This window comes from Pyramidobacter sp. C12-8 (assembly GCF_002007215.1).
In the GTDB taxonomy this organism is placed as follows: Bacteria; Synergistota; Synergistia; order Synergistales; family Dethiosulfovibrionaceae; genus Pyramidobacter.
Map to the genome: position 1 here is coordinate 33,237 of NZ_MUHX01000006.1, position 11,671 is coordinate 44,907.

Here is an 11,671-nt window from a genome sequence, read left to right on the forward strand (position 1 = left end):
AGGTTTTTCTCATGTTGGCTCTTTTCGGTCAGGGCCTGATGCAGGCCGCGACGCCTCTCAACATCATGTACATCGCTTTCGGCGTCATCTGGGGCATCATCGGCGGCGCCATCCCCGGCATTTCCGCTTCGGTGGCTATGTCGCTGCTGCTGCCGCTTACGTTCGGCATGGACCCCGCGCATTCGCTGCCCATGCTGGCGGCTGTTTACGTGGGAGCGGAGTACGGCGGCTCGATCCCCGCCATTCTGATCAAGACGCCCGGCACGGGCGCCGCGGCGGCCACAGTGCTCGACGGTTACGAGATGCAGCGCAAGGGGCTGGGCGGCAAGGCGCTGTGCATTTCGCTGTATGCCGGTGTGCTTGGCGGCCTGGTTTCCGTCATCATCCTGGTGTTTTCCACGCTGCCGCTGGCGCGTTTCGCTCTGAAGTTCGGACCCAGCCAGTACTTCTGGATGGCCATGATGGGGCTTTCCATCGTCGGCGCCGTGTCCGGCAAGGATCCCATGAAAGGCATCATCTCCGCCGCGTTCGGCCTGTTCCTCGCCATCATCGGCATGGATAAGTTCACGTCGACGCAGCGTTTCACGTTTGGCGTGTTCCGGCTTTCCGAGGGGCTTGACCTGATTCCCGTGCTGGTCGGGCTGTTCGCCCTCAGCGAGGTGTTCCGCCAAATTTTTTCGGGCGAGATTTTCAACGTCATCAAGGACAGGATCAAGATGACCTACCCCAGCAAGAAGGAGCTCGCCGGCGTCACTCCCATCGTTCTGGCCTGCGGCGCCATGGGATCCGTGGTCGGCGCTCTGCCCGGCGCAGGGGCCACGATCGCCTCGTGGATCGGGTATTCCGAGACGAAGATGTTCTGCAAGAACAATGAGACGTTCGGCACTGGCGACATCCGCGGCGTCGCCGCTCCCGAATCGGCCAACAACGCCGTTCCCGCCGGCGGCCTGATTCCGCTGCTGGCGCTCGGCATTCCCGGCTCGAACTCGACGGCTATTCTCATGGTGGGATTCAGCCTGGCGGGCATCTCCTGCGGCCCGATGCTGTTCATCAATCAGCCGCAGGTTCCCTATGGTCTGATGGCCAGCATGTTCGTGGCGCAGATCGTGCTGCTCTTCGTGGGGCTGATGATGCTCCGTCCCTGCGTGTACATCACCTCCATCAAGAAAATTTACCTCACTTCGGCTATCATGTTGTTCGCCTTCATCGGCGCGTTCTCCACGACCAACGACATTTACTCCGTAATTCTCGTGCTGGTCTTCGGCCTGATCGGTTTCGTCATGAAGGAACTGGGGTTCGCGCCGGCGGCCACGGTGCTCGGATTCGTTCTCGGCGAACTGGTGGAGGGCAACCTGCGCCGCACCATGCAGATGTCCCGCGGCTCCATGGATATTTTCTTCGCCGGCGGTCTGAACAAGTTCTTCATCGCTCTGACGATCCTCGGCGTGCTGTTCCCCTACATCTCCAAGTGGATCAGCTCTCGCCGCAAGGCCGCGGCTTAAAGCGGAGGCTTCTACGATGGCAGATTTCGACTTCAGCCACGAAGCTTTTTATGACAATCACACGCACCGTCTGTTTATGGACAGGACATCCGTCACGGCCGAAGAGTTCGCGCTCAATTACTATCACGGCGTGCGTGATGCCGAAGACGACGCGGGGCGTCCCTGCCCGTCCGCCGCGGCGTTCAGTCACATGCCGTACCAGAGCGTCGTACGGACGCTGGTTCACGCCATGTCGCACCGCTTCGGCTGCGAGGAGTCGCTGCAAGGCGTCGTAGCCTTCCGCAACAGCCGCACGAAAACGCCGGAGGACCTGCGCCGCTACACGCGCATGCTCTACGCCGACCAAAAGGTCTGCGGCTGCACGCTCGACTGCGAGCTGCCCATGGGGCACCACGACACGATGTGCTTTCCCTGCCGCGTGAACCGCCTGTTTCAGTACGAAAATGTCTTCAGCGAACAACTTCAAACGGCGGATTCTTACAAAGCGCTGTTGGATCAAGTGCTGCAGAGCATCAACGACGCGGCTCGGCAGGGGTTTGCCGGACTCAAAGGGCATATCGGCGAAAAGTTCGGCGGCATGGCCGTGCGCGACATAACAGCGCAGGATGCGGAAAAATCCTTCGACGCCGCGAAATCCGGCAAAAAGGAAGCCGTCGACACGGTTTATCACGCTATGTTCCCTCATATTCTCACGATCTGTCAGGATTTGAACGTGCCGCTGCATCTTCATTCCGGCAGCACGGGATTCAAAAATCGTACTGACTTCTATCAGGTTGATCCGATCCTGATGGCGCCGTTCCTCAAGGAAAAACGTTTCTTCCACGCAAAAATCGTTTTCCTGCATCAGAGTTTTCCCTTCACGCGCAACGCCGCCATCATGGCCTGCAACTTCCCCAACGTGTACCTCGACCTGAGCCAGACGCTGCCCTGGCAGCCGCTGTTGTTTGCGCGCTGCCTCGAAGACGCGCTTTCGATCACGCCGCACGACAAGATCATGCTCGGCACGGGACAGCACTGGTACGCCGAAATGGTCTGGATCGCCGCTTTCATCGCCAAGAAAGCGCTGACGCGCGTCATGAGGCAGTTCACGGAAGACGGTCTGCTCTCCGAACGTCAGGCAAAAGAAAGCGCCCGCATGGTGCTGAGCGAGAACGCGCTGAAACTCTACGGGCAGAGGGACTGATCCGCGCTTTGCCGCACGCGGCGAAAAAAACAAAAGGCCCTTTCAGATTCGCGACGGAGCCTGAAAGGGCCGATTTTATTTCACATGCATCACATCTGATCGTCCAAGGAGGAATCCCTCTATGTACAGTAAAAAATCACGAGCCGCGGTCTTGCGCGATCTCTTCAGAAACAATCGGGTCGTCGTCGCACCGGCCGCAGGCGACGCGCTTGGCGCCCGCATGGTGGAGGACGCCGGCTTCGAGGCCGTGGTCGTCAGCGGGTCGTCCATGTCCAACCTCGAGCTGGGCAGCGCCGACGTGGGCATCCTCTCCTACGGCGAACTGCGCAACAACTTTCTCAACATCCTCGGCGCTACGACGATCCCGATGATCGTCGACGCCGACACGGGGTACGGCGGCACGCTGCCCATCCGCCGCATGGTGCGCGAGTACGAGGCCATGGACATCGCCGGCATCCAGATCGAGGATCAGGTTTTCCCGAAGATGTGCGCCTATTACAGCAACACGGCCGTGGTCAGCGCCGAGGAAATGGTGGAACGTCTGCGCGCCGTGTTCGCCGCGCGCCTCAATCCCGATTTCTTCGTGATCGCCCGCACCGACGCGGCCAAATCGCTCGGCTTCGACGAGGCGCTGCGCCGCGCCCAGATCTATCGTAACGCCGGAGCGGACATGATCTTCATCACCGTGCCGCCCAAGGCCGAGGACATGAAGCGCATCGCCGCCCTGCCCTTTCCCGTCTGCACGAGCATCGTCGAAGGCACCGTCAACGAGGACTTCACCGTCGACCAGCTGGCGGACATGGGGTTCAAGCTCGTCAAGTTCCCGCAGACGCTGATCCGCGCTTCCATGAAAGCCATGCACGACGCGCTCGCGAGCCTGCGCGAGACCGGCGGCACCAAAGCCTACCGCGACCGCATCGCCACGCAGAAAGAGCGCGGGCTCTACACCCATATCGGCGATTTCAGCGATTTTCAGGCGCGGATCGAGAGAAACAGCTCCTTCACAGTCGAAGAGTAGCGATCGTTCGCCAATGTTCCACGCGGAACACTCCGCATGAAAAACGCCCGACGGCTGCTGAACCGTCGGGCGTTTCGTTATGATCGCCTTGTCTCGTTTTTTTCGTTTTCGCCTTTTTCCGGCGGCCGTCTTCGGCGCGCTTCGCCTAAAAATACGCGGGCACGCTCACCATGTCGCGGCCGATCTCGGCAAGCGTCGCCGCGCCGGTCATGAGCATGGTTCCCGTCAGCTCGGACTGGATTTTTTTCAAATAGATCTCCACGCCCTCGGCTCCGCCGCCGAAGGCCGACATGGTGACGGGGCGTCCGATCAGCACGGCGTCGGCGCCCAGCGCCAGCATTTTGAAGATGTCGACGCCGCTTCTGACGCCGCCGTCGACGAAGACCTTCATGCGGCCGTTCACGGCTTGCGCGATCTCGGGCAGCACTTCCACGGTGGACTGGCCGTGATCGAGCACGCGGCCGCCGTGGTTGGAGACGACGATGCCGTAGCAGCCGGCTTCGAGCGCTTTCAGCGCGCCCTTGACGGACATGATGCCCTTGACGATGAACGGCGTTTTCCCCGCGGCCTCGACGAGAGCGTGAAGATCGGCGACGCTCTTGGGATAGACGGATTCGCCGCGCAGCTTCACGTTGACCAGGCCGGCGGCGTCCACATCCATGGCCACGGCCATCACGCCGGCGGCGACGGCGTCGGCCATGCGCGCAAGCGCCTGCTTCATGGCCCAGGGTTTGATGGTGGGCACGCCCCAGCCGTCCAGCGCCTTGATCGCCTCCAGCGGACCGTAAAAGGCCTCGTCGGGCGAATCGCCGGTGAAGGCGGCGCTGCCGGCGGCGTGCGCCCCTCTGACGACGCGTTCGCCGTTGGCGGCTTCGCCAATGTCGGAGCCGTAGTTGAGTTTCATGCCGCCGATCGGCGCGGCGAACACGGGCATGGCGAACGTGCGTCCGAAGAACTCGCAGCTCGTGTCCTGACCGCGGTCGGCGTAGAGCGTGTCGAGCACGAGCTTCACTTCCGCAAGGGCGGCGACGTTGCGCACGAACGTGGCGCCGGTTCCCTTGCCGCCCACGCCGGGCACCTCGCCGCGGCAGGCGCGCCCGTCGCACACCGGACAGACGCGGCACTTGGCCGCCAGAACTTTGCGCGCCGTTTCCAGCACTTCTTTGTAATCCATCACAAATCCCCCCGCAATCCATAAGATATTGAACAAAAATCCGTTTCCCCGCCGTCATTATACATCACGAGGCAAGCCCCCAAAGGGAGAGGCGTCCACGGTGCAGAAGCGTTCTCGGCATTGCCGGAGAAATCGTTTCCGGCGCACGTCTCCCGCCTTCTTGAAACAGCCACCGTGAAAACTTTTCGACCGCTTCGGGGGCGGTCCTCGGCAAGAGACGGCACAGGCGCTCGAAAACAAATTGAAAATGCCGTGCGCCTTTCTCCGCGCTCTGCCGCGTCAGTTTCCGTTCCGCGCAAACGCCTCTCGAAAGATACCCATTCTATTCCAAAATCATCGCCCACAGCTCGCGCAACCGCTTCTCGAAGCGGGCCGCCGCGCGGGCCGGTTCTTCCCAGCGGGTATCGACGGCACAGCGGATTTTGCGCCAGCGATCGGAAATATCCTCGGGCATGAGAACGTGAAACTCGTAGCTGAGCATGTCGTCGTCGATTTCAAAAACCAACGCCTGTTCGCTCTCGTCCGGCGCCTCGTCGAGAAATTTGCGCCAGATGACGTCGAGCAATCGGTCTTCAGCGGCGCGAAGCTGCGGCATCAGCGTCTTCACGGGGCGCGTCACGTCCGACAGATAAGCTTCGGCCGCATCGTGAAGCAGGCAGGCCAGCCGGACGCGCGCCGAAAGTCCGCGGGCTTCCGCTTCGTATGAACAAGCCAGACTGTGCTGCGCCACCGAGTAAAAGCGCCGCACGTGTCCGTTGCCGCGGCAAATCAGCGACAGGGCGTGGGCGATGTCTTCCGCCAGGATCTGCTCCGGCCGCGGCGCCAGCGGATCGAAATGGATGCCGCCGTACGTCGTTATATAGCTCATGCTTCATTCTCCTTGCACTTATCTTGTGCAGGTCAGTATAACATCTTACGCGCTCCGACTTCAACGACCGGGAGCGAAGTTCGCCGTCGGAACCGGCGACATGACGGCCACCGTCGGCCCTCGCGGGGACGACGTCGCGCTCGGCGTCATCCGCACCATGGACGACTTTCTGACGGCCGGCGCCGTCTCCAGCGGATTCCTCGCCGAAAATCACGTGGTCACGAGGGAATCGCTGCGGCGCGAGCGGCACGGACGACGGCGTTATATGCCGTATCTGTAGTCCTTTTTCCGCGCGATCGCAAAAACGGACGGCTCGGCCGCTCATGAAGAAAATTTCATGAACGGCCGAGCCGTTCTGCGTTCAAGCGTCTTTTTTCACGTCGACAACATGGCTCAGAGGTCTGCCGCGCGTCCAGGCGCGCAGGTTGTCCCCGGCGATGCGCACGATGCGGTTCAGCGTTTCGGGCAGATAAAAGAATCCGGCCACGTGCGGCGTGATGATGACGTTGTCGAACCCCCACAGCTCGTCGCCGGCGGGCAGCGGCTCCGGCTCCGTCACGTCCAAGGCCGCGCCGCCGAGATGCTTGGCGCGCAGCGCCTTTTTCAGCGCTTCCGGGTCGACGGCGCTGCCGCGGCCGACGTTGATGAGGAAAGCGCCTTTTTTCATCAGGCCGAGGCGGCGCTCGTCCATCAGGTGTTCCGTCGCGGCGCCGCCGGGCAGGACCATGGCGACGATATCGGCGCGGGGCAGCAGCCGATCGAGCTCGTCGATGGCGTGCAGTTCGTCGAGATAATCCGGCTTCTCGCCGACGCGGCGGCGCACGCCGAGGACGTGAGCGCCCAGCGCGTGCACCTTGCGCGCGTAAGAGCCGCCGATGTCGCCCAGACCGAGGACGAGGATCGTCGCCCCCTCCACGGAGATGATGCTGCCGCGCGCGCTCCATTCGCGCCGCGTCTGATTGAGGGCGTACTGCTCGAGGCGGCGCACCAGCGCGAACGTCAGCGCCAGCATGTGCTCCGACACGGTCAGCCCGTAAGCGCCCGAAGCACTGGTGAGCCGGCAGCCCGGGGGAAGCGCGCCGGGCTGCGCGTAGGGATCGGCGCCGGCGGAATTGAGCTGCAGCCATTCGAGCTTCGGCGCGCCTTTGGCCAGTTCCGGCGGCAGGTTGCCGATGACGACGTTCACGTCTTCCAGATCGGTGGCGCTCAGACCGCCTTCCTGATAGACAAACCGGCAGTCGAAATTTCCGCCCCCGGCCCGCTCCTCCAGCCACATCTTGTGTTCTTCCGTGACGGGCATCACGGTGACGAGGATCTTTTTCGTTGTCTTGCTCATTTTGGTCACTCCCTTGATGTGTGCGTGCCGTTTTTTCACTTTGTTGAGGCCGCTGCGGCAGCGGCTTTCCTTCCGCACGCCGAAAACGCCTGCCGACGTTCCAAGATCATTTTAGCAGGAGCGCCCCGCAAAAAGAAGCGCCGCTCAAAAGACGGCAGCATGCAAAATTCCCCTCGCCATAAAGCCCAGTCCATGTGTTATAGTGATGACATCATCACAGCGGTCCATAAGGCCGCGATCCTGCGAACGAGGTGATCCCGATGAGAAAACTGATGATGGCCCTGCTGGCGTTGCTGCTCGTTGCCGCCGGCGGCGCCGCGTGGAAATGGGAGTCCGTCGTCGGCTGGCTGAACACGAGCCGCGCGCGCGTAGACGCCACCGCCGCGGAAAAAGACGTGCTCGGTTCAACCGCCAAAAACGGCAAGAAAATTCTCGTCGCGTATTTCTCCTGGGGCGGCAACACGCGCACGGCAGCCCGCGCCATTCATGAAAAAATCGGCGGCGATATCTTCGAGATCCGCACCGAAACGCCCTACCCCGCCGGTTACAGCGACACCGTGGCTCAGGCCAAAAAGGAAAAAGCCGAAAACATCCGTCCCAAATTGACCGCCTCCGTCCCCGACATCGGAGACTACGACCTGATCCTGCTGGGCTATCCGATCTGGTGGTTCGTGGAGCCGATGCCCATCCGCTCCTTCCTCGACGCCCACAACCTCGATGGCAAAACCATCCTGCCCTTTGCCACCAGCGGCGGCAGTTCGATCCAGAAGAGCGTCGAGAGCCTGCGGGCGTCAGCCCCCAAAGCCGACATCCGCGACGGTCATCTCTGCAACGTGCCAAGCTCCATCGACGCCTGGCTCGAAGACGTCGGAGCGATGACCGGCCGGCGGTAACGACGAAGGGCCGCCGTCCGCGGCAAAAACAGCGCGGACGGCGGCCTGACCTGCACCTGCCCTCGGCCCAACCTCCTGCGCGAAAAACATCCCCCAGTTCCCCGTCTGGTAATATCCAGCGCGGCGCCGCGGAGCAATTCATCAGGTCGATCGCTCGAACCTGGCGACAATCTACCGGCCCGCGTAATGCGCTGCCTCGAGCCGGAATCCCTCTTCAATACAATCTATATACTATCGACGCCTCTGCGGACGAGATCCTCGACTCCTTTGACATCCGCCGCACCAACGCGATGATTGGAGACTTGAACAGCGTCATCCAGGATATCAAGCGCTGCGCGAGGGGGATTCGGTAACCTTGAATATTTCAAGACCATGATCTACCTTGTCTGCGGCAAATTGCAGCCGAACTGCGCCGCTCTGTTTCGACTGGCACGACGCGTGGATTTCTCAAAAAAGCAGTCTCTTGTCGCAGGAAACGTCCTTCTCGCTTTCTTCTGTTCCCCACTCTGAACCGCGAGGAACCCGCCCAAAAAGACATCGGGGTGTCCCGCACGATGACCGTGCGGACACCCCGATGTCTTTTTGTCCGCGGGATGTTCCACGTGGAACATCCCGTTCGTTCACTCGTTGAACCACTTGTCGCGCAGGGCCTGAAGTTCGCCGTTTTTGTCCATTTCCTCAATGATCCGGCTCACGGCGGCCGTCAGTTCCACATTTTCCTTGGAGATGGCGATCGCCTTGTCGGCGCCGGTAATCTGCTTGTTGAAGGCGATGGTGATCTTGCCGTCGAAATCCTTGGCCTTGACGTAGGCCTTGGCGGCGGGAATGTCCATGAAGGTCGCGTCGACACGCCCCAGCGCCACTTCGCGCACGCACTCGTCGAATTTCTGATACGTCTTGACTTCGACGTTGCCGAGAGCGCGCGCAAAGGTCTCCTGCACAGTGCCGATCTGTACGGCTACGGTCTTGCCGGCCAGATCGTCGGTGCTCTTGGGCTGATAGTCGACGCGAGTGATGAAAGCGCTGTAGGAAATCTCGTAAGGCGACGAAAAGCTGACGCGCTTGGCGCGCTCCGGCGTCGCCGAAAGGCCGGCCGAGACCAGGTCGATCTTGTCGGCCATCAGCGACGGAAGCAGCGAATCAAAGGGCATATCGAGCCACTGCAATTTTTTGCCCAGCTTTTTGGCGATGGCTTCGGTCATGTCGATATCAAATCCGACCAAGTCGCCGGACTGCCCATGAAACTCATACGGCGGATAGGCGCCGGACGTGCCGACGATCAGCGTCTCCTTGTCCATTGCCGAAACGGCGAAAGCCGCCGTGGCGGCCAGAACGGACAAAGCGGCCCCTCCAAGAATACGTTTCCACATGCTGTTACCTCCTAAAAGACAGTTTATTTTATCACAGGTTATAAACTAACCTTGAATCAGATCATAATCCATCAAAGTTTATTTGTCAATAGATAATGAATAATTATTTACTTCCGTTTCGAGTCTCGGAGATTCCGGAGCAAAACGTTGAAATCTTCGGCATGAAAGGCGTATCCGTTCGCTGAAAAAAACGATGCGGCGTTGGCGTCCCGCGCTCATTGCGCATGAAACGGCGGACGATAATAAATATAAGTTCATTTATTACATCTCGATGAAAATTCGATATTGACCAGAAAATAAATTATGGTATAGTAACACACGACAATATCAACTCATATTTTAAGACCTGCGGGTCGCACGCGGTGGCCCATGCTCGGCAAAGGAAGGAGGCAAAACGGGATGACGCGTCGGCCGCGACGCAGAACGTCGTCCCGACGGCGAATCGAACGAACGAAGAAAACTGGGCGGCTGGTTCCCGTGCAGGACGGCACATTTGCGCGCCGCCCCAAAAACCACACAGATAGGGAGGAACGATCCATGAAGAAGAGCATCAGAAAAATCGTATTGGCGTACTCAGGCGGCCTCGACACCTCGATCATCATCCCCTGGCTGAAGGAGAACTACGACAATCCCGAGATCATTGCCGTTTCGGGCGACGTCGGACAGGGCGACGAGCTGGAAGGGTTGGAGGAAAAAGCCATCAAAACCGGCGCCGCCAAGTTGATCGTGGCCGACCTCGTCGACGAAATGGTGGACGGGATCATCATCCCGGCGCTGAAGATGGGGGCAAAATACGAAAAGTATCTGCTCGGCACCGCCTTCGCGCGCCCGGTGATCGGCAAGAAGCTCGCCGAGATCGCGCTGGCGGAAGGAGCCGACGCGATCTGCCACGGCGCGACGGGCAAAGGGAACGACCAGGTCCGCTTCGAGCTCGCCATCAAACGTTTCGCGCCGGACATGCCGATCATCGCGCCCTGGCGCGAGTGGGACATCAAATCCCGCGACGAGGAGATCGACTACGCCGAGGCGCATCACGTGCCGCTGCGGATCTCGCGCGAGACGAACTACTCGAAGGACAAGAACCTGTGGCACCTGAGCCACGAGGGCCTCGACCTCGAAGATCCCGCCAACGAGCCGCAATACGACAAGCCGGGGTTCCTCGAGATGAGCGTTTCGCCGATGCAGGCCCCGGACGCGCCGGAATACGTCAGCGTCGACTTCGAGGCCGGCGCGCCGACGGCGTTCAACGGCGAGAAGATGAAGGCGTCGGACATCATCAGGAAGCTGAACGAGGCCGGAGGCAAGAACGGCATCGGCATTACCGACATCGTCGAGAACCGCCTGGTCGGCATGAAGGATCGCGGCATTTACGAGACGCCGGGCGGGAGCATCCTTTATTTTGCGCACGAGCAGCTGGAAATGATCACGGTGGACAAGGACACGCTGCACGTCAAGCAGAAGCTGGCCGTCGATTTCGCCGACCTCATTTACAACGGCAAGTGGTACACGCCGCTGCAGGAGGCGCTGACGGCGTTCGCCGACGAAGCGAACAAATACGTGACCGGCTCGGTCAAACTCAAGCTGTACAAGGGCAACATCATCCCGGCCGGAACGACCTCGCCGTATTCGCTGTATTCCGAAAAGCTGGTCACCTTCGGCGAGAGCGATTACGATCAGGCACAGGCGGCCGGCTTCATCAACCTCTGGGGACTGCCCGTGAAGGTGCAGGCGCTGCGCGAACAGGGCCGTCTGTAGCGTTCCGGGGCCATTGCCGCCGGGCGCGGGGGACAAGATCCGGAGAAAACGCGGATCGGCGCCGAAAAAATTTTCGCCGCCATGTGCCGCGGGCATAGCGGCCTATTGAACAAAGACATTCGACTTCTTCGAATGGAAGCGTATGATCGACTCACGGGTCGGCAAGGCTCGAATTCAGTCGGCACAGGAGGCACCAATGAAAAAACAAACCGCCGGGCGCGGCTGGTACCAGGAGGAAGGCAAAGACCCCGCCGAACTGACGCCCGGCCAGGTCGTCGTCATCCCCCCAAACGTCAAGCACCGGCACGGCGCGGGACGGCTGGTTCTCGCACGTTTCCGTGGAAGTCCCCGGCGAGGAGACAGCCACCGAATGGCTCGAACCGGTCGAGTCGGAACTGTACCGCTCGCGGTGATTTTTTCGCAGTCTGCTTTCGGGCAGGCTGCTTTTTTTAATCCGCCGAGGCTTCTTGACTTTATCATGGTAAAGTGATAACATGCCATTCGTAAATTTTCCCGGAAGGACGGAACGGTTCCCCATGACTTACCTCAGCTCAGAACTTACCGACCGACTT

11 protein-coding genes are annotated in these 11,671 nt (G+C 60.5%); 7 read left to right on the forward strand and 4 right to left on the reverse strand.

The annotated features are described in order from the left end of the window. Positions 1-11 precede the first annotated feature (11 nt). The 3 genes from B0D78_RS03480 (at position 12) to B0D78_RS03490 (ending at position 3,703) form a co-directional block, all read left to right on the forward strand. Complete coding sequence (locus B0D78_RS03480) at positions 12-1,502, forward strand: tripartite tricarboxylate transporter permease (protein ID WP_168169984.1); 1,491 nt, start codon at positions 12-14, stop codon at positions 1,500-1,502. 16 nt (positions 1,503-1,518) lie between these two features. Continuing rightward, complete coding sequence (locus B0D78_RS03485; protein ID WP_078015601.1) at positions 1,519-2,685, forward strand: amidohydrolase family protein; 1,167 nt, start codon at positions 1,519-1,521, stop codon at positions 2,683-2,685. A gap of 121 nt (positions 2,686-2,806) precedes the next feature. Continuing rightward, entirely contained in the window at positions 2,807-3,703 is an 897-nt protein-coding gene (locus B0D78_RS03490; RefSeq protein WP_078015602.1) for an isocitrate lyase/PEP mutase family protein, read from the forward strand. A gap of 145 nt (positions 3,704-3,848) precedes the next feature. Here the strand turns inward: B0D78_RS03490 and B0D78_RS03495 are convergent, their stop codons facing one another. Further along, complete coding sequence (locus tag B0D78_RS03495) at positions 3,849-4,877, reverse strand: alpha-hydroxy-acid oxidizing protein (RefSeq protein ID WP_078015603.1); 1,029 nt, start codon at positions 4,875-4,877, stop codon at positions 3,849-3,851. A 322-nt stretch (positions 4,878-5,199) separates the two neighbouring features. Further along, positions 5,200-5,745 (reverse strand): phosphohydrolase, encoded by a 546-nt coding sequence (locus B0D78_RS03500; RefSeq protein WP_078015604.1) that lies wholly within the window; start codon positions 5,743-5,745, stop codon positions 5,200-5,202. 100 nt (positions 5,746-5,845) lie between these two features. Here B0D78_RS03500 and B0D78_RS03505 point away from each other — a divergent pair, with 100 nt between their 5' ends. Beyond that, entirely contained in the window at positions 5,846-6,025 is a 180-nt protein-coding gene (locus tag B0D78_RS03505) for a hypothetical protein (protein ID WP_205948258.1), read from the forward strand. An 81-nt stretch (positions 6,026-6,106) separates the two neighbouring features. Here B0D78_RS03505 and B0D78_RS03510 read toward each other — a convergent pair whose 3' ends face one another. Further along, entirely contained in the window at positions 6,107-7,081 is a 975-nt protein-coding gene (locus B0D78_RS03510) for a D-2-hydroxyacid dehydrogenase (protein ID WP_078015674.1), read from the reverse strand. A 260-nt stretch (positions 7,082-7,341) separates the two neighbouring features. Here B0D78_RS03510 and B0D78_RS03515 point away from each other — a divergent pair, with 260 nt between their 5' ends. Beyond that, the gene (locus B0D78_RS03515; RefSeq protein ID WP_078015605.1) at positions 7,342-7,974 is read left to right on the forward strand and encodes a flavodoxin; all 633 of its coding nucleotides are present in this window, start codon (positions 7,342-7,344) and stop codon (positions 7,972-7,974) included. A 620-nt stretch (positions 7,975-8,594) separates the two neighbouring features. On the opposite strand, the gene B0D78_RS03520 is transcribed toward B0D78_RS03515, so the two are convergent. Then, positions 8,595-9,344 (reverse strand): transporter substrate-binding domain-containing protein, encoded by a 750-nt coding sequence (locus B0D78_RS03520; RefSeq protein ID WP_078015606.1) that lies wholly within the window; start codon positions 9,342-9,344, stop codon positions 8,595-8,597. Positions 9,345-9,881: 537 nt separating this feature from the next. Here B0D78_RS03520 and B0D78_RS03525 point away from each other — a divergent pair. After that, positions 9,882-11,099 (forward strand): argininosuccinate synthase, encoded by a 1,218-nt coding sequence (locus tag B0D78_RS03525; protein ID WP_078015607.1) that lies wholly within the window; start codon positions 9,882-9,884, stop codon positions 11,097-11,099. 142 nt (positions 11,100-11,241) lie between these two features. Then, the gene (locus B0D78_RS13205) at positions 11,242-11,589 is read left to right on the forward strand and encodes a hypothetical protein (RefSeq protein WP_205948259.1); all 348 of its coding nucleotides are present in this window, start codon (positions 11,242-11,244) and stop codon (positions 11,587-11,589) included. Positions 11,590-11,671 lie beyond the last annotated feature (82 nt).

Bases quoted from the DNA above. Each gene is read 5' to 3' on its own strand.
- B0D78_RS13205 (WP_205948259.1), top strand. From the start codon at position 11,242: ATGATCGACTCACGGGTCGGCAAGGCTCGAATTCAGTCGGCACAGGAG.
- B0D78_RS03515 (WP_078015605.1), top strand. From the start codon at position 7,342: ATGAGAAAACTGATGATGGCCCTGCTGGCGTTGCTGCTCGTTGCCGCC.
- B0D78_RS03500 (WP_078015604.1), bottom strand. From the start codon at position 5,745: ATGAGCTATATAACGACGTACGGCGGCATCCATTTCGATCCGCTGGCG.
- B0D78_RS03525 (WP_078015607.1), top strand. From the start codon at position 9,882: ATGAAGAAGAGCATCAGAAAAATCGTATTGGCGTACTCAGGCGGCCTC.
- B0D78_RS03485 (WP_078015601.1), top strand. From the start codon at position 1,519: ATGGCAGATTTCGACTTCAGCCACGAAGCTTTTTATGACAATCACACG.
- B0D78_RS03510 (WP_078015674.1), bottom strand. From the start codon at position 7,081: ATGAGCAAGACAACGAAAAAGATCCTCGTCACCGTGATGCCCGTCACG.
- B0D78_RS03480 (WP_168169984.1), top strand. From the start codon at position 12: ATGTTGGCTCTTTTCGGTCAGGGCCTGATGCAGGCCGCGACGCCTCTC.
- B0D78_RS03520 (WP_078015606.1), bottom strand. From the start codon at position 9,344: ATGTGGAAACGTATTCTTGGAGGGGCCGCTTTGTCCGTTCTGGCCGCC.
- B0D78_RS03505 (WP_205948258.1), top strand. From the start codon at position 5,846: ATGACGGCCACCGTCGGCCCTCGCGGGGACGACGTCGCGCTCGGCGTC.
- B0D78_RS03495 (WP_078015603.1), bottom strand. From the start codon at position 4,877: ATGGATTACAAAGAAGTGCTGGAAACGGCGCGCAAAGTTCTGGCGGCC.
- B0D78_RS03490 (WP_078015602.1), top strand. From the start codon at position 2,807: ATGTACAGTAAAAAATCACGAGCCGCGGTCTTGCGCGATCTCTTCAGA.